General features: G+C 41.9%; 12 protein-coding genes. 5 read left to right on the top strand and 7 right to left on the bottom strand.

What is annotated here, in order from left to right; genetic code table 11:
• Positions 1 to 193: 193 nt before the first annotated feature.
• Positions 194 to 1411: an MFS transporter gene (locus tag BV214_RS11530; protein ID WP_245806785.1), complete on the top strand. Its 1218-nt coding sequence runs from the start codon at positions 194 to 196 to the stop codon at positions 1409 to 1411.
• Between the two features lie 110 nt (positions 1412 to 1521).
• Here the strand turns inward: BV214_RS11530 and leuB are convergent, their stop codons facing one another.
• From leuB to BV214_RS11505, 5 genes are all read right to left on the bottom strand, one after another.
• The gene (gene leuB / locus BV214_RS11525; protein ID WP_086477658.1) at positions 1522 to 2577 is read right to left on the bottom strand and encodes a 3-isopropylmalate dehydrogenase; all 1056 of its coding nucleotides are present in this window, start codon (positions 2575 to 2577) and stop codon (positions 1522 to 1524) included.
• Between the two features lie 54 nt (positions 2578 to 2631).
• Positions 2632 to 4149, bottom strand: coding sequence for an alpha-isopropylmalate synthase regulatory domain-containing protein (locus BV214_RS11520; RefSeq protein WP_086477657.1), 1518 nt, complete (start codon positions 4147 to 4149; stop codon positions 2632 to 2634).
• 140 nt (positions 4150 to 4289) lie between these two features.
• Positions 4290 to 4886 (bottom strand): 3-isopropylmalate dehydratase small subunit, encoded by a 597-nt coding sequence (gene leuD, locus BV214_RS11515; protein WP_086477656.1) that lies wholly within the window; start codon positions 4884 to 4886, stop codon positions 4290 to 4292.
• Between the two features lie 69 nt (positions 4887 to 4955).
• Positions 4956 to 6365: a 3-isopropylmalate dehydratase large subunit gene (leuC, locus tag BV214_RS11510; protein ID WP_086477655.1), complete on the bottom strand. Its 1410-nt coding sequence runs from the start codon at positions 6363 to 6365 to the stop codon at positions 4956 to 4958.
• A 330-nt stretch (positions 6366 to 6695) separates the two neighbouring features.
• On the bottom strand, positions 6696 to 8258 hold the full coding sequence (locus BV214_RS11505) for a M28 family peptidase (RefSeq protein ID WP_086477654.1): 1563 nt from the start codon (positions 8256 to 8258) through the stop codon (positions 6696 to 6698).
• A gap of 296 nt (positions 8259 to 8554) precedes the next feature.
• On the opposite strand from BV214_RS11505, the gene BV214_RS11500 reads away from it, so the two are divergent.
• The 4 genes from BV214_RS11500 to BV214_RS11485 all read left to right on the top strand — a co-directional run bounded on the left by BV214_RS11500 (position 8555) and on the right by BV214_RS11485 (position 13442).
• Positions 8555 to 9460 (top strand): dihydrodipicolinate synthase family protein, encoded by a 906-nt coding sequence (locus BV214_RS11500; protein ID WP_086477653.1) that lies wholly within the window; start codon positions 8555 to 8557, stop codon positions 9458 to 9460.
• A gap of 132 nt (positions 9461 to 9592) precedes the next feature.
• Positions 9593 to 11176 carry an aldehyde dehydrogenase (NADP(+)) gene (locus BV214_RS11495; RefSeq protein ID WP_086477652.1) on the top strand — a complete coding sequence of 528 codons (1584 nt, stop codon included), beginning with the start codon at positions 9593 to 9595 and terminating at the stop codon, positions 11174 to 11176.
• 6 nt (positions 11177 to 11182) lie between these two features.
• Positions 11183 to 12190: a 4-hydroxyproline epimerase gene (locus BV214_RS11490; protein WP_086477651.1), complete on the top strand. Its 1008-nt coding sequence runs from the start codon at positions 11183 to 11185 to the stop codon at positions 12188 to 12190.
• 1 nt (position 12191) lies between these two features.
• On the top strand, positions 12192 to 13442 hold the full coding sequence (locus BV214_RS11485) for an NAD(P)/FAD-dependent oxidoreductase (protein WP_086477650.1): 1251 nt from the start codon (positions 12192 to 12194) through the stop codon (positions 13440 to 13442).
• 128 nt (positions 13443 to 13570) lie between these two features.
• Here BV214_RS11485 and BV214_RS11480 read toward each other — a convergent pair whose 3' ends face one another.
• Both BV214_RS11480 and BV214_RS11475 read right to left on the bottom strand, forming a co-directional pair.
• Positions 13571 to 14731 carry an efflux RND transporter periplasmic adaptor subunit gene (locus tag BV214_RS11480; protein ID WP_086477649.1) on the bottom strand — a complete coding sequence of 387 codons (1161 nt, stop codon included), beginning with the start codon at positions 14729 to 14731 and terminating at the stop codon, positions 13571 to 13573.
• A 10-nt stretch (positions 14732 to 14741) separates the two neighbouring features.
• Entirely contained in the window at positions 14742 to 19079 is a 4338-nt protein-coding gene (locus BV214_RS11475) for a CusA/CzcA family heavy metal efflux RND transporter (protein ID WP_086477648.1), read from the bottom strand.
• Positions 19080 to 19117 lie beyond the last annotated feature (38 nt).

The following is a 19117-nucleotide window of genomic DNA, read 5'->3' as shown; positions in this document are numbered from 1 at the left end:
AGAGGACAGGTAGCCAAATAATGGCTACCTTCCTACTCGATTTTGGGGTTCGTTTGCCTAGAAGCACATAAAGATTGGTTAAAAAGAATAGTATTCCTTTAAAAGGCTGTAGTTTTGCAGGCTTTTAATAGTAGTAAAGAAGCAAATAAGACTTTCGGTTGTTCCTTAGGAATTAAATAATTACCGATAGTAAATGAACAGTAGGAATATGGAAACGGATAAAACAAATAAGAAAGCACTCTTTGCCCTGGCAATGGGCGGATTTGGAATAGGGATGACGGAGTTTGTTATCATGGGGATTTTGCCCAATGTGGCCAGTTCCCTGGATGTTACCATTCCGCAGGCCGGACATTTTATCTCTGCCTATGCCCTTGGAGTAGTCGTAGGGGCCCCAACTTTAACCTTGTTAAGCGGTAGGTGGGCGGCTCATAAGGTATTGTTGTTCCTAATGTTGTGGTTTACCCTTTTCAATACCATTTCTGCCTTCTCCAATAGCTACGGGATGATGTTGGTAACCCGATTTTTATCTGGTCTTCCCCATGGTGCTTTTTTTGGTATTGGAGCTGTAGTAGCAGGAAAAGTGGCCAGAAAGGGAAAGGCGGCCCAGGCGATTGCCATGATGTTTTCCGGATTAACAGTGGCCAATGTGGTGGGGGTTCCCCTAGGTACGTATTTGGGCCAACATTATAGTTGGAGCCTATCTTTTATATCGGTGGGAGTTGTGGGCTTGTTTACCATGCTTGCGCTTTACTATTGGATGCCTGCACAAGAACGTTCTTCTTCGGAAGGAATGGCGAAAGACCTCAATGTATTTAAGCGACTAGAGCTATGGGTGATAATTGTATTGACCATTGTAGGTACTGGTGGCTTCTTTGCCTGGTACAGTTATATTGCTCCCTTGTTAACCGAGGTATCCGGACATACACAAACCGCGGTGAGTTATGCTATGATCATCGCTGGATCCGGGATGGTTGTAGGGAACTTTATCGGTGCTAAAATGGCGGAAATATTCAGCCCCATGAAAGCGGTAATAATAAGCTTATCCTTAATGGTGGCTGTTTTAATCCTCAATAGTATTATAGCTAGTAGTCCTACGGGTATCCTAATTTGGACCTTTGTAATAGGAATGATATCATTTACCGTTTCTACCCCTATACAAATGGCCTTCATTAGGTCTGCAAAGGGTTCTGAAATGCTAGGTGCATCCATGAATCACAGTGCCTTTAACATGGGGAATGCCTCTGGCGCTTATTTTGGTGGCTTGCCTATTGCTATGGGGGCCGATTTCACTTCACCTAGTCTGGTTGGAGCTGCAATGGCCAGTAGTGGTGTTTTAATTGGAGTAATGATCGTACTTAATAGAAGATCTAAGAAACGGAGAGCAGAAAGGAAACTAGCCTTTAATCAGTAGCGCTTATTCAAAGTATAATAGAGGTAACAAAAAAGTGATCCCAATGATAAGTAATATCATTGGGATCTTCATTTTATAGTAGGTGTCTAGCGGTATCCGCTATTTCTTTCTTAGATATTTTTGGCCAACCAATCGCCAATTTCACTGGTTTTATAAGCTTTACCACCATCGGCTAGGTCTTCTGTTACAATTCCCTCTTCTAAGGATTTGTTTACAGCGTCCCTAATGGCTTGCGCTTCTTCCCTAAGGTCAAAATCTTCGAACATCATCGCGGCAGAAAGAACCGTAGCCAATGGATTGGCAATGTCTTTCCCGGCTGCTTGTGGGTAAGAACCGTGGATGGGTTCGTATAACTTAGCCTTGGTTCCAACGGAAGCAGAAGGCATAAGTCCCATAGATCCGGAAATTACAGAAGCTTCGTCCGTCAAGATATCACCAAATAGGTTTTCGGTAATCATTACATCATAGGAGTTAGGCCATTGTACCAATCGCATCGCCACTGCATCCACAAATTCGTAGGTAACGGTTACTTCTGGATAGTCCTTTTCCATGGCTTGTACGGTTTCGCGCCATAGTCTGGAAGTTTCCAAAACATTGGCTTTGTCTACGCAACATAATTTTTTGGAGCGGGTCATAGCTAATTCAAATCCCTTTTTGGCCAAACGCTGTACTTCCTCACGAGTATAGGTACAAGTGTCATAGGCAGTATTGTCATTATCTTCCCTACCTCTTTTTCCAAAATAAATACCTCCTGTAAGTTCTCTTAAAATAATAAGGTCTGTCCCTTCTATTCGCTCTCGCTTTAGAGGAGATTTATCAATAAGGGAAGGAAAGGTAAAGGTGGGTCTTACATTGGCAAATAAGCCTAGCTTTTGTCTCATTTTAAGCAGTCCTTGCTCTGGTCTTACCTTAGCAGACGGGTCGTTGTCGTACTTGGGGTCTCCAATAGCACCAAATAACACGGCATCGGCAGCTTCACAAATGGCATGTGTCTCATCCGGGTAGGGCTCTCCTACGGCATCTATTGCCGCTGCACCAGTTAGGGCAGGAGTCCATGTGATTTCGTGATTGTATTTTTTTGCGATCGCATTGGATACTTTTACCGCCTGATCTATAACCTCAGGTCCTATTCCATCTCCTGCTAAAAGGGCAATGTTTAATTTCATTTTATGTGTTTTGGTTTATGATTTTATTAAGGCCGAAAACTAATTTCCTAGGCCCTAAATTATATTCAACATTTTTTCGGTGGCTTTAATCGCCGATACGGTCTGGTCAGAATCCAACCCTCTGGAAGTGAATTCCTTTCCATCCCTATCCCAAGTAATGATAGTTTCACACAGTGCATCCGAACTACTCCCTGGGGGAATCCGTACCGCGTAATCTACCAAGTTGGGTAATTTTAGTTTTTTGCTGGCATATACCTTTTTAAGGGCATTCATAAAAGCATCATACTGTCCGTCTCCTTGGGCATGGGCCTCAATTAACTCGCCATTAATCTCGATGGCGAGGGAAGTGGAGGGCATTAGGCCCTTGGAATGGGTAAGTACGTACGACTTTATAAAAACCTTTTGTTGATAGGCGTTGCTATCCAGTACATCGGAAATGATAAAGGGAAGGTCGTCCTTGGTGACCTTTTCTTTTCTATCTCCCAATTCAATGATCCTTGCCGTAACCTTTTGGAGTTCCTCATCGTTTAGGGTTAGTCCCAATTCCTGTAAATTCTTTTGGATATTGGCTTTACCAGAGGTTTTTCCCAAGGCATACTTTCGCTTTCTCCCGAAGCGTTCTGGCATTAGGTCATTAAAATATAAATTCTTTTTACTATCCCCGTCGGCATGGATGCCGGCAGTTTGAGTAAATACGTTGTCACCTACAATTGGTTTATTGGCCGGGATACCAAATCCGGTAAACGCAGATACCACCTTACTTACTTTGTGTAAGGATGTTTCGTTTACGCCAACGGATACCTCTGGCAAGAAATCGTTGATTACGGCAATTACACTGGCCATAGGAGCATTTCCAGCTCGTTCTCCCATACCATTTACGGTAAGGTGAAGCCCATGACAACCGGCCTTTACAGCCTCCATAACATTGGAAACACTTAGGTCGTAATCGTTATGTCCGTGAAAATCGAAATGCAAATCCGGATAAGCCGCTACAATTTCCGAGATAAACTCCTTGGTCTCATGATGGGTAAGAACCCCCAAGGTGTCTGGAAGCAATATTCTTTTTACGGGCTGAGTGGATAGAAAATCCAAAAACTCAAAGACGTAGGCTTTGGAGTCTTTCATCCCATTGCTCCAGTCCTCCAAATAAACATTGCTGTTGATGCCTTCCTGCTGCGCAGCAGCTAGGGTAGCTTCAATTTCTTTGAAGTGTTGTTCCGGGGTTTTCTTCAGTTGATGGGTCAGGTGGTTCATTGACCCTTTGGTCAATAGATTTTGAACTTTTGCACCGGCTTTTTTCATCCATTCTAAAGAAACGCCTTTATCTACAAAGGTTAGCACCTCTATGCGATCTAAATGTCCAACCTCCGCTGCCCATTCCGTAATCTGCTGTACGGCAGAAAGCTCCCCATCGGAAACTCTGGCCGACGCTACTTCAATCCTATCTACTTTCAGCTCTTCTAGCAAGAGTTTTGCCAAGGTAAGCTTCTCGGATGCTGAAAAGGATACCCCCGACGTTTGCTCGCCATCACGTAGGGTGGTATCCATTATTTCAATTTTTCTTTTTTTCATTTAAGCGGAACTAGTGTAGGTATGCCTATTACCCATTTAGCCACATAACCCTTATCTGCAACTCTCATACGTGGGAGTGCAGATAATGGGTGTAGTAAAGTGGGTAATTGTAAAATCAACTTTTTAGTAAAAAAACTATATTATAAGGGAGCTTTTTCTGCAAACTCACGAATATCTTCCTTGATATTTAATAGATAGTCGATATCGTCAAAACCATTTAGCATGTTCTGCTTTTTATAGTCGTTGATGTCAAAGCTTTCCTTTTCACCGGTAGCGGTTAAGGTAATGGTTTGCTCTGGTAGACTTACCACAATCTCTGTCTTGGGATCTGCCTCAATCGCCGTGAAAATCTTATGAAGGAATTCTGGACTAACCTGTACTGGAAGCACTCCGATGTTAAGACAGTTGTTTCTAAAAATATCTGCAAAGAAGCTAGAGACTACACATCTAAATCCATAGTCGTAAACCGCCCATGCCGCATGCTCACGGGAAGATCCAGAACCAAAATTCTTTCCTCCAACCAATATTTTACCACCATAGATGGGGTTGTTTAAAACAAAATCCTTTTTAGGAGTATTGTCTGGATGGTATCTCCAATCGCGAAATAGATTATCTCCAAAACCTTTCCTTTCGGTGGCCTTAAGAAAACGTGCTGGAATGATCTGGTCCGTATCCACATTTTCTATAGGAAGTGGAACTCCGGTCGATTTTAAAACGTCAAATTTATCGTATGCCATTATTATTACTTTTTTTGCTTAGCGCTATGCGCTTAGTGCGAATTGTATTTTATTTCTTGTTCTTAGGATTTAGTGGGCCAATTCTTCCATCAACACCCTTGGATCGGTAACTTTTCCGGTAATTGCCGCTGCTGCTGCCACTAACGGACTAGCCAATAGGGTTCTAGCCCCAGGACCTTGTCTACCTTCAAAGTTTCTGTTAGAGGTACTTACCGCGTATTTTCCTGCAGGTATCTTATCATCGTTCATGGCCAAACAAGCAGAACAACCTGGTTCGCGCAAAGCAAATCCAGCTTCTTGCAATACTTCAAGGATGCCTTCCTCTTTTATGGCATTAACCACCTTATGTGAGCCTGGTACTAACCATGCCGTAACGTTATCTGCTTTTTTCTTTCCTTTTACAATAGAGGCGAAAGCCCGAAAGTCTTCAATACGCCCGTTGGTACAACTTCCTAGGAAAACAAAATCGATTGGTTTTCCAATCATATTTTCCCCTTCCTTGAAGTCCATATAATCCAAGGATTTTCTGAAGGTGTCTACAGCGCCCTCAACATCTTCGGCCATTGGGATGTCCTTAGATATTGCCATTCCCATTCCAGGGTTGGTACCAAAGGTGATCATGGGTTCTATGTCCGAGGCATCAAAGGTTATTTCTTGATCAAATTGGGCTCCTTCATCAGATTCTAAGGTACTCCAGTAGGCCATTGCTTTATCCCAAGCAGCTCCAACAGGGGTAAATTCTCTTCCTTTAATATATTCAAAGGTTTTCTCATCCGGGGCAATCATTCCACCACGGGCACCCATTTCTATACTTAGGTTACAAACGGTCATCCTACCTTCCATACTCATATTGCGGAACACCTCACCTGCATATTCAACAAAATATCCAGTAGCACCAGAAGTAGTAAGTTTAGAAATTATATAGAGTGCAACATCTTTTGGGGTAACCCCAAAGTTTAGCGATCCATGTACATTAATTCTCATGGATTTTGGCTTTTGTTGCATAATACATTGAGTGGCCAATACCATCTCTACTTCAGAAGTGCCTATCCCAAAGGCAATGGCACCAAAGGCTCCGTGGGTAGAAGTGTGCGAGTCCCCACAAACTATAGTGGCTCCAGGCTGGGTAATTCCATATTCGGGACCTACTACGTGAACAATTCCGTTCTTTTCGTGTCCCAATCCCCAATAGGAGATATTGTGTTCTGCCGAGTTTTCCTCCAAAGCCTTCAACTGATTGGCAGAAAGAGGATCTTGTACAGGTAAATGTTGATTGATGGTTGGGGTGTTGTGGTCTGCGGTAGCAAAGGTTTTTTCGGGATACATCACTGGGATGTTCCTGCTTTTTAGGCCACGAAAAGCTACTGGACTAGTAACTTCATGAATCATGTGGCGATCTATAAAAAGTACATCCGGACCATTTTCAATGGTGTGTACAACATGGGAATCCCAAACCTTATCGAATAACGTTTTCTTCATTTTCGTGTTTTATATACTACTTATTTTTTATTAGCAAGAGGTAATCGCTCTCAAATACAATCAAGCTAAATTAAGACTATCTTATAAAATCTTGAAATTAAGTTGGCGAGAATTACGATGTTCAACGTGGTAATTGGGGCTGTAGGGGAGCAAAAGTTGAATTAGTTCGCTCTGGAAATACCGCCAATCCTGTACCTTAGGAAGTAATGGTTGTGCCTATCACTAGTTGATGAACATCGGTGTCTAATTAAAAACGGGGAACAAAAAATATTTTATGTTCCCCGTTGGTAGTTGATATTTCTTGAAAAATCAACTTAAAAAAACTATCCTTTATTTAGCTGCCTTGTCTACCACAATTCTAGCATCCCTATTGGCTAACTCCCAAGCGGTAAGGAATACCAACCTGGTTCTGTTTTCCAAGAGGTCGTAGTTAATTTTGTCTGGAGTATCCCCTGGTCTGTGATAGTCGTCATGGGTTCCGTTGAAATAAAATATAATTGGAATATTGTGCTTAGCAAAGTTGTAGTGGTCACTTCTATAGTAGAAACGATTGGGATCGTTGTCATCATTATAGGTGTAATCTAGCTCAATATTCATATACTTTTGGTTTACCGCCTCGGAAATATCATGAAGTTCAGTACTTAACTTATCGGCTCCAATTAGATAGATGTAATTTCTATCCCCTGTTCTTTTAGGGTCTATTCTACCTATCATATCAATATTTAAGTTTGCTACGGTTTCAGACAATGGAAATATTGGGTCGTGGTCTGTATAATATCTAGATCCCAACAATCCTTTTTCTTCTGCGGTAACGTGTAAAAATACAATGGATCTCTTAGGACCGTGGCCAGCATCTGCAGCCGCTTTAAAAGCCTGTGCTATTTCTATCATACCAACCGTTCCAGAACCATCATCGTCTGCCCCGTTAAAAATTTCCCCTTCCTTGTTAACACCTACGTGGTCTAAGTGGGAAGAGATAACAATGTATTCGTTCGGCTTCTCCGATCCTTCGATGATTGCTACCACATTTTCAGATTGTACATCCTCATTGCTGCTCTCAATATTTAAAACCAATTGGGTGGCAATGGTCTTGGAGGAATTTTCCTCTAGAATATTTGGCAATAAGGCATTAGCTATAGAGCTGTCTACCAATAAGTAAAAGAAATTCTCATTGTTGTCTGCCTTAAGACCCATACGGCCGCTATCATTAGCTTTCATATGGTTATACCTATTCTTAAAGCGGCCGTAGTTGTCCGTGTCAAAGTAAATTACACCCAAGGCACCTTTGTCTTGTGCCAACTCCATTCGCTTACCAATGGACTCGGACATATTGCTCCATACAGATTTCTCGGTAGTCCCGGAAACAAGGTAGTTGCCTTGTGCATCAACAGGCTCCCCTGCCTTCATCAAAACAATTTTACCTGCAACGTCCAATCCAGTATAATCCGAGTAGTTTTCATCCTCTATTCCATGGTTTACATATACAATCTGGTCATAATTACCCATTGCTTGTGTAAAGCTAAGGATACCTTCTCCATTCGCATATTCCTTTCCATTAATAGAAATACCTCCTGTAGGTAACTTGTTAATGGTTAAGGGCACGTCTTGATAATAGTTTCCATCTTCCTTGGCTGCAGGAATTCCCATTTTAACATATTCAGCCTTTATATATTCTACCGCTTTCTTTTGTCCAGGTGTTCCGGTATCTCTTCCTTCAAACTCGTCTGAAGCATAAATGTAGAGATGCTCTTTTAATTCCGATTCCGTAATGGTCTCCGCATAGCTAAAGGGGTCCACGTTTTCCAACGGTTCTACCGCTTGCTTGGAAACGGTCTTTTGCGATGAATTGCACGCCATGGTGAGTCCTAGCGCAACAAACAAAATTCTTTTCATTGTGTGATATTAATATTAATAGATTCTGAATTTGTCAAAAATAGGTAAAATAAAAGGGATACTTATGTAGTATTATTAGAAAACTGGAAAGGATTATGCCTTATAGATCGTTTACGGTAAAAGGGGGGTAACTAGGTACCCTAAAATACTAAATGGGTATCAGAGGGATCCTGTTACATACCGTGCAGGGGCTACTGCGATTAGTATTGGGTTATCTCCCCTTATATTTCTCTAAAAAACTCTTGTGTTGTTGATATTGAATGAATTACATTTAAGGACCAATTAAACTTTAACTTATGGAAATAAAATGGGAAGGGGTAATGCCCGCAGTGACTACCAAGTTTACAGAGGAGGACAGCTTGGATTTAAAAATGTTCGAGCTAAATATCCAGGCGCAGCTAAAAGCGGGCGTTAACGGAATAATTCTGGGAGGTACCCTTGGCGAAGCCAGTACCCTTTTGGATGAGGAAAAGAAAACATTGGTTCTGGAAACTGTAAGGATGGTAAGCGGTAAGGTGCCGGTTATAATCAATATTGCAGAACAAACAACCAAAGGCGCCATTGAAGCTGCACATAAAGCAGAGAAATATGGGGCTAGTGGATTAATGGTGCTCCCACCCATGCGCTATAAAGCAAACGATTTGGAAACCGTTACCTATTATAAGGCGATTGCCAAAAGTACGGACCTGCCCATTATGGTATATAATAATCCCGTGGATTATGGTATTGAGGTTACTTTGGATATGTTTGAAGAATTACTGACTATCCCCAATATTCAAGCCGTTAAAGAATCTACGCGCGATATTTCAAATATAACCCGAATAAAAAATCGTTTTGGAGACCGATTAAAGGTGCTTACTGGAGTAGACACCTTAGGTTTAGAGAGTATACTTATGGGGGCCGATGGTTGGGTTGCCGGTTTGGTGTGTGCTTTTCCCGCAGAGACAGTAGCTATTTATAAATTAGCAAAAGCCGGAAGAATTGAGGAAGCCCTTGCCATTTACCGATGGTTTTTGCCCTTGTTGGAGTTGGATATTACCCCACAACTTGTTCAAAATATTAAATTGGCAGAGGTGGCTACGGGATTGGGAACGGAAATAGTCCGTGCCCCCAGACTGCCACTATCCGGGGACGAGAGGAAACGGGTATTGAAAATTATCGAGGATGGGGTTAAAAATAGGCCTACACTTCCACAATTATAAGAATACTCTTTTGGGGTCATAGACTTCTAGTATCATAATTTAACACTGCCTTTTATAAGCTAGGTTAAAATGTTACATTAGTGCTAGAAAATCTACTTGGTAGCAGTTGGTTAATTAAACAGCAATTAAAAAATGATTACAGGAAAGAACTATATAGGGGAAGCGCAGTCAGGGAAAGGTGATAAAACCTATCACACGTTTAACCCTAAACTCAATATTCCCACGGAATGGACTTTTTATGAAGCCAACCATGAAGAAATTGAGGCTGCAGTTGAAAAAGCATCTAAGGCCTTCAATTCTTATAGTAAACTTTCACACAGCCAACGGGCCAGTTTTTTAAATACCATTGCCGATGAAATAGAGGCCTTGGGAGAGGAATTGATTACCGTGTATACGCAAGAGTCTGGATTGCCGGAAGGCAGGGCTAGGGGGGAGCGCGGTAGAACCATGGGCCAATTAAGGGCGTTTGCCACCTTGTTAATGGAAGGTTCCTGGGTAGAGGCAACCATCGATACGGCCTTGCCAAAAAGGGAACCGCTTCCCAAGGTAGATCTGCGTAGCATGTTGATGCCCATAGGGCCAATTGCGGTCTTTGGATCTAGTAACTTTCCATTGGCATTTTCCACGGCAGGTGGAGATACCGCCAGTGCCTTAGCAGCAGGTTGCCCGGTAATTGTTAAGAGTCACCCTATGCATGCTGGTACCGGAGAACTGGTGGCATCTGCCATCATTAAGGCCGCAAAGGCCACGAATATGCCAGATGGTGTTTTTTCCAATCTAAATAGTAGTGATGTTACCGTGGGCCAACTATTAACCATGCACCCTAAAATTAAAGGTGTTGGCTTTACAGGAAGTATCAATGGGGGCATGGCACTATATCGCCTAGCTAATCAGCGAAAGGAACCCATTCCTGTTTTTGCCGAGATGGGTAGTATCAACCCCGTAGTGGCCTTGCCGAAAGCCTTGGAAGAAAAGGGAGCTTATTGGTCTGCCCAATACGCAAACTCCATTACTTTGGGAGCAGGACAATTTTGTACCAACCCTGGGTTGATACTGGGGATAAAAGGAACGGAATTTTCCAATTTTGTAAACAAGCTATCCAAGGAAATAGAAAAAATTGAGCCCGCGTGTATGCTTCATCCCAATATTTATGAAGGCTACCTAGAAGGGAAACAGGAATTATCTTCCCAGGCCAATACGAAGCAAATTGCCGATTTTAAAGGGGATACTCCCCCTAATTATGCGGCCCAAAGTGTAGTTACCGTAGAAGCAAGCACATTTCTAGAAAATCCTATCCTTCACCGGGAGGTCTTTGGTCCATTCTCTATAGTGGTAAGCTGTACGGACCAAGAGGAATTGCTCCAAGTTATTGGTGCGTTAGAAGGGCAACTTACTGGAACCATCTTGGGTACGGAAGAAGAATTAAAAAATTTCCCAGAGCTGCCCAATGCTTTGATGCAGCGGGTAGGGCGTATTATATTCAATGGAGTCCCAACAGGGGTAGAGGTCTGCCCGTCTATGATGCACGGTGGACCCTTTCCCGCTTCCACGGATAGCCGATTTACTTCGGTAGGGACCTCGGCCATAAAACGATGGGTGAGACCGGTATCTTTCCAAAGCTGGCCAGAGGATCTATTGCCCCAGGCATTGCAAAATAACAATGTGTTAGGGATTATGAGGCTGGTAAATGGAGAAAATACGGATCGTAATATCTAAGGTTTAATGGCACGAAAAACATTCTTTTGTGTTGATGCGCATACCTGTGGAAACCCAGTTAGGGTTGTGGCAGGTGGCGGTCCGCAGCTTCATGGGAATTCCATGAGTGAAAAACGACAACATTTTTTACGGGAATACGATTGGATAAGGAAAGGACTTATGTTTGAGCCCAGGGGGCACGACATGATGAGCGGGAGTATATTTTATCCCCCACAAGATCCCGAGAACGATTGTGGCATCCTTTTTTTGGAGACTAGTGGATGCCTGCCCATGTGTGGCCATGGTACTATTGGTTCTATTACTATAGGGATAGAGGAAGGCTTATTATCGCCCAAAACGCCAGGAACCATCAAATTGGAAACTCCGGCAGGATTGGTAAAGATCAGGTACCAACAAACAGGAACAAAGGTAGATTGGGTACAGTTGACCAATGTAAAATCCTATCTAGCTGCTTCCGAACTTACTATAGATTGCTCGGGATTGGGAGAATTGGTTTTTGATGTAGCCTATGGGGGCAACTTTTATGCAATTGTAGATCCCCAAAAAAACTTTCAAGGTATTCAGGAGTATTCAGCAGGCCAATTAATTGGCTATAGTCAAGAAATACGGAAAAAAATCAATCTAAAATACCCAGATAAATTTGTTCATCCAGAAAACGATACCATAAGGGGACTAAGCCATATTCAATGGACAGGTAAAACCTTAAGTGCCTCGGCTACTGCTAGGAACGCGGTGTTTTATGGCGATAAGGCAATTGATAGATCTCCCTGTGGTACTGGTACATCGGCAAGGATGGCGCAATGGCATGCCAAAGGAAAATTAAAGTTGGGCGAACCTTTTGTCCATGAGAGTTATATTGGGTCTCAATTTACGGGGATTATAGAGAAAGAAACCTCTATAAACGGAATAAAAGCAATTACCCCTAGTATTAAAGGGTGGGCAAAAGTATATGGATATAATACCATCATAATTGATGATGAGGATCCTTATGCCCACGGATTTCAAGTTTTGTAATATGGAAAAAAATGTATTGATCGTTGGTGGAGGTATTGCCGGACTCTGTTCAGCGTATTTTCTGCAAAAAGAGGGGCATCAGGTTACCGTTTTGGATAAGTCGGACATGAAATCGGGAGCATCCCATGTAAATGCAGGCTATATCACCCCCAGTCATATCATTCCCTTGGCTTCCCCAGGGATGATCTCTAAAGGGATTAAATGGATGTTTAATCCTACCAGTCCCTTTTATATGAAGCCGCGTTGGGATAAAGACTTTATTAAGTGGTCTTGGTATTTTCATCGTTCTTCTACCAAGGAAAAAGTGGAAGTGGCCGGTCCCTGGATCAAAGAAATCAACATAATGAGTAGGGAGCTTTTTACGGATATAAAAAATTCGGGCGATTTAGGGGATTTCCAGTTGGAGAGAAAAGGCCTTTTAATGCTTTATAAAACAGACAAGGAAGGCGATCATGAAATGCAAGTGGCCAATAAAGCCGCTTCCCTAGGATTGGAAGTACAGTTTTTGGATAAGCAAGGGTTAGATGCGCTGCAACCTAATGTAACCATGGATGTAAAGGGGGCTATACACTACGAATGTGACGGACATACCACGCCTACGGAATTTATGGAGAAAATGATTGCTCGCTTAAAGGAGGTGGGCGTGCAAATAAAACCCCATGAGGAGGTGATAAATTTCCAGTTTGCCAACGGAAAAATAGACCAAGTAATTACCGATAAGGATACCTATGCGGTAGATGAGGTGGTGCTGGCCTCTGGAACATGGAGTGAAAATCTTTCTAAAAAATTAAATATTAAACTGCCCTTACAGGCAGGGAAAGGGTATAGGATCAATGTGCACAGACCTACCGGAATTACCATCCCGGCTATTCTTATGGAGTCTAAGGTGGCGGTTACCCCTATGACCAATTACACTAGGTTTGCGGGAACTATGGAGTTTTCTGGGATCAACTCAGTGATTAGAAAAGAGCGGGTAGCAGCCATCGCCGATGCCACTTCTAGGTATTACCCCGATATTAAGATCAATCAAGAAGAAAAGGAAGCTGCCGAGAGTGGGCTACGGCCTATATCCCCGGACGGACTGCCCTATATTGGGAGATCTAAACATATAGATAATCTAACCTTTGCCACCGGGCATGCCATGATGGGGTGGAGCCTAGGGCCGGCCACCGGAAAATTGGTATCGGAAATCATCTCGGATAAAAAGACAGGTATGGATATTAGTGGTTTCTCCCCAGATCGGAAGTTTTAAGGCTTAAGGGCGGTAAGCAGAACAGCTTTAAGGGAAAAGGTAAACCACCCTTGTCATTTTTATCCGTTATGAAATTATTTTCTATATGGGTTTATATGTTGTCTAATCAGTTTAGGCGGAATTAATGGTCATTCCCCAATTTCCCCGATTAAATTAAAGCCGCCCTTCACAAGTAGCCTATCACTATCCTTTACATCGCCCCAATTGGTTATGGCAGTAAACCCATTATAACTATCACCTATGGCAACCTCTTTGGCCTCAAAAGTATAGCCTTCCTGGTCTTCGGCCACCAAGACCAAAACATAATGATCGTTAGCAACGGATATAATACCATCGTTCAATATTCCTTTAAGTTGCTTACTGTTTGTTATGATACCTGCCTCTACAAACATACCAACAGCAAAAGAGTGGCTTTCTCCTTCGGGTAGATGTCCATGGACCCTAACCGTCCTATTTTCCATATCAATGGAAGTACCTACCAGGTATACCTCTGCGTTGTATATTTGATTAGAGGCTTCGGGAATCTTAAATTGTATGTTTTGCCCCTTTTTAATTTCCATGATGTCCTTTTCAAATACCGATAATTCTAAATGAATATGATCGGTATTTATTATCTCCATAATTTCATCGGAAGGCGCAACATATTGTCCTGGACTAACATTCACCTCGGTTATGTTCCCTGCTATAGGGGCAAAGATGGTTACTTGGGAGACTATATTTCCATTTTCTACCTTATCGGGTGAAATGTTCAGCATTTGCAGCTTTTTCCGCAGGCCCTTGTATAATGCTAAATTTCGCTTGTACTCGCTTTCTGCCCTTAAAAAATTCTTTTGGGAGGTGATCTTTTCCTTTAAGAGGGATTGTTGCCTCTCAAATTCCGATTTAAGGTAGACAAGCTGCTCTACAGATTCCATGTATTCTTGCTGTAATTCAATAAACATCGGATTTTCCAAGCTCAGCAAGGGTTCTCCTTTTTTTACTTTATCGCCAACCAATAAGGGAGTTTCTTTTATATAACCCCCTATAAAAGCGCTTATAATAGCCATGTTTTGAGGCGGCACGTCTATGCTTCCCCTAACTTCTACCAGCTTCGGAAATTCTTTTTCAACCAAACTTCCCAATAGCATATTCTCTCCTTCAAACTGTGCTTTGGTTACCCTAATGGAGGTCTCGGCCTGGGCCTCAGCTTCTTCAGGGGTAGGGAGATTATTTTTGTTGTTCTTGTTTCCACATGCCGTAAGGATAAGCAGCAGGGAAGTGGCAATAAGTTTATATGGTACACTTAACATAGTAGTTTTTTTATAGGTTTAGGTAATTAATGGCGATGATGGTCTGATTGTAGGCATTGAGGTTCTCTAGGTAACTGAGATTAATCTGATACCCATTTTCCATACTTTGGATGTATTGAAAAAAATCTATTTCCCCACTTTGATAACTCAAGGTCGCTGTTTTAATAATTTCATCTGCAAGTCCTTGCCCTTCGGTCTCATAATAGGAAAGTACTTCGCTGTATTTGTTTAATTGGCCCATTAGGGTTTCATATTTCGCCCTGAGACGTATGGTGTAATCTTCCATTTCTGTGCTTGCCACCTCTTTGGCTATTTTAGACGCCTTAATTTTGGAGGCATTACCATTAAAGAACAAAGGGATTTTTACCCCTACCTGAAAGCCATAGAGGTTTTCCCCCAAGGTGGCATTGGTACCCTGAAAATAGTTAATACTTAAATCGGGTAACAAATGCTGTTGTTCTAGATTGCGCTTGGCACGAAATAGTTTATTTCTATTTTCAAAAAACCGTATTCCTGCATTATCTTCTATTGGGGAAGGCTGTAATTTTAATTTCTCCATAGGCGTGCTCCTTACAGAAAACAGGGTGTCTGCTTGCACCATTTTAGACAGTTCGTACAGGGCTATTTTAGAATCTTCAACAGCTTTTTTAAATAGGGCCTGTAGTTCTTTTTGTTTGGCCTGAGCGGTTATTTTTTCCAGGTAGTTGCTCTCGCCAAGTTCAAATTTACGTTGGGCGGCATGTGAAAACCGTTCATAAATAGCGTTTAGCTCACTATAGACTTTTTCTTTTTGTCTGGCGTATTGGAGCTCGTGGTAGGCAGCGGCTACCTCTTGTTGCAAAAGAAGCCGTTTTATATCATACGCACTATTTTCTATTCTATAATGGGCCTTGTTTACGCCTTTTTCGGCAAAGTACACCGTGGGAAACATGAAATTTTGTTGAATGCCGAATACTTTTAAGGGCTTGTTATTAAAAGCCATATTATTTTGATCGTAGTGGTAGTACACTTCTGTTTTGTCAAAATTAAAGGCGCTACCTATCAAGGCCTTAGACTCTTGTGTCCTTAGATCTGCTGCTTTAAGACTGGCATTATTCTTAAGCGCTAGTGCGTGTATATCCTCATAGCTTAATCCCTGTTCCTGTGCGTGTATAAATCCAGTGCTAATCAATAGTAGCAATAGGGTGCTAGGAAGTTTAATGTTGGTTTTTCTATTATTTGCGTCATGCTTATCCTTTCTGTGAAATAGGGAGTATAAGATAGGAAGAACTACAAGCGTTAATAGGGTAGCACTAATTAGTCCGCCAATGACTACCGTGGCCAAGGGTCGTTGTACTTCTGCTCCAACATTTGTGGAGATGGCCATTGGTAAGAATCCCAATGCTGCTGCAGAGGCAGTAAGCAATACTGCCCGCAACCTATCCTTAGATCCTTGTATAATAAGTTGGTCCGAATATTCCATACCTTGCTGTTTTAATTCCTTGAAATGTTCTATTAGTACAATTCCGTTTAACACGGCGATTCCAAAAAGTGCTATAAAGCCAACCCCTGCAGAGATGCTAAAAGGCATATCCCTAATCCATAGAAGAAAAATACCTCCAACGGCCGATAATGGAATTGCCGAATAGATTAACAGTGCGTCTTTTACCGATTTAAAAGCAAAATAGAGCAATATAAAAATGAGGAATAAGGCCACTGGAACCGCTATTAATAATCGGTTTTTGGCACTCTGTAGATTTTCAAATTGCCCTCCATAATCTATGGTATACCCTACGGGCAACTTTATATTGGCATCTATAAGGTCTTGCACATCGTCTACTACAGATTGCAGATCCCGGTTCCGTACATTTACACCCACTACAATCCTTCGTTTGGTATCGTCCCTAGATATTTGAGCTGCTCCTTGGGTATACGTAATAGTGGCAAGTTCACTCAAGGGAATTTTTTGGCCGGTGGGGGTATCTACGTAAAGATTTTTAAGATTAGAGATGTCCTTTCTGCTTGTTTTATCCAATCTGAGTGTTAGATCGAATCGCTTTTCACCCTCAAAAACACTTCCTAGACTTGTCCCAGCGAATCCCATAGATATGATCTGGTTGAGGTCTGCAATATTAAGACCATATCTGGCGATTTTGGGCCGATCAAATTTCACGTTCATTTGTGGTAGTCCCTCCACTTTTTCAACGATGATATCCGCGGCACCCTCTACATTTTGAATCAGGTTTTTTATTTCATTCCCCTTGCTTTGTAGAATGCTTAAATCCTCCCCAAATATCTTTATGGCGATATCGGCACGTACACCGGTGATTAATTCGTTAAATCGCATTTCGATAGGCTGGGTAAATTCTACTTCCATCCCGGGGATTACGGATAATGCTTCCTTAAATTTATCGGCCAATTCATCCTTAGTTTCGGCAGAAACCCATTCTTTTTTGGGATTAAGGGTAATAATGACATCACTTTCTTCCATAGACATGGGGTCTGTTGGGACTTCTGCGGCGCCAATTCTGGTAATCACCTGATTTACTTCTGGAAAATTCTCCAATAGTATCTGTTCTATTTTTGTAGTAATCTCAACAGTTTTACTTAAGGAGGTTCCCGTTTTTAATACAGGTTGAATTACAAAGTCGCCTTCATCCAAGGTAGGGACAAATTCGCCTCCCATGGTGGTGAATAGGTAAATGGAAGCTGCCAGGAGTAGTGCAGAAATTCCCAATACCACCTTTTTCTGATGTAAAGCCCATTTAATGACCGGATCGTAGGCCCTGTTTAGTAATGCCATTAACCTTACGGATATATTTTTAGGAGAGGTGTCGGAGGGCTTAATCCATAAGGAGGCAGCTACCGGCACATAGGTAAAGCATAGTAACATGGCACCCAGCAAAGCAAAACTAAAAGTAAGTGCCATGGGTTTAAACATTTTACCTTCTACGCCACTAAGCGATAGAATGGGAATAAAGACAATAAGAATAATCAATTGTCCAAATATGGCCGAATTCATCATTTTAGAAGCACCTTGAAAGGTGATCTTGTTTCTTAATTCCTGTCTTTTACCTAGGGCAATAGTAGTCAGCTCGTGTCTATTTGTGGTCATTTGATAGGCGATGTATTCCACAATGATCACCGCCCCGTCTATGATTATCCCAAAATCTATTGCACCTAAGCTCATAAGGTTGGCATCTACATTAAATAGGTACATCATGGAAAGTGCAAACAATAAACAAAGGGGAATCACGGATGCTACTACCAATCCAGAGCGGAGATTACCCAACAATATAACCACCACAAAAATTACGATTAAACACCCCAAGATGAGGTTTTCAGAAATCGTATAGGTGGTTTTCTCAATAAGTTCGCTCCTATCCAAAAAACCGTTGATATAGACGCCTTCTGGCAAGGATTCCGAAATTATATTAATTCGTTCGTGAACTGCATCGATCACTTTTTTGGAATCGGCATCTTTTAGCATCATAATCTGCCCCAATACCTTTTCGCCCTCGCCGTTCCCGGTGATGGCTCCAAAGCGTGTGGCGCTACCAAAACCAACTTCAGCAACATCCTTAATATAAATTGGAAGAGAATTGGTGGTTTTAGTTGCGATATTTCTTATGTCTTCTAAAGAGGAGATAAGTCCTTCGCCACGTATAAAATAAGACTGATTAACTTTCTCTATATACCCACCCCCAGAAACGCTGTTGTTCTTTTCCAAGGCCGTAAAAATATCGCCAATGGAAATATTCATGGCATGCAACTTATTGGTGTTGATGGCCACTTCATATTGTTTTAGATGACCACCCCAGGTATTCACTTCCACAACACCGGGTATTCCAGAAAGCTGTCTTTTTACCACCCAATCTTGAATGGTTCTAAGTTCCATTAGAGAGTATTTGTCCTTATATCCTGGTTTAGTATCCAAGATATACTGATATATTTCACCCAAACCGGTGGTAATGGGGCCCATTTCCGGGGTGCCAAAGCCTTCGGGGATTTTTTCGGAAGCGGATAGTAGCTTTTCGGAGATTAGCTGCCGGGGCAAATAAGTGCCCATTTTTTCCTCAAAAACGATGGTGACTACCGAAAGTCCAAATCTAGAGATTGACCGTATTTCTACCACTCCGGGTAAATTGGCCATTTCCAACTCCACCGGATAGGTAATAAACTGTTCCATATCTTGGGTGGATAAATTTTTAGAGGTTGTGATTACCTGTACTTGGTTATTGGTAATGTCTGGGACGGCACCAATAGGAATCTGGGTAATGGAATAGAGTCCAAAACCGATAATAAATAAGGTGAGTAAAAGAACAAGTAACTTATTCTTTAAACTGAATTGAATAATTTTGGATAGCATAATTCATATATAAAAGATTTACGAGCTATGGGTGTATA

The organism is Arenibacter amylolyticus, assembly GCF_002150785.1.
Lineage (GTDB): Bacteria > Bacteroidota > Bacteroidia > Flavobacteriales > Flavobacteriaceae > Arenibacter > Arenibacter amylolyticus.
This window is presented reverse-complemented; position numbering and strand designations above follow the sequence as displayed.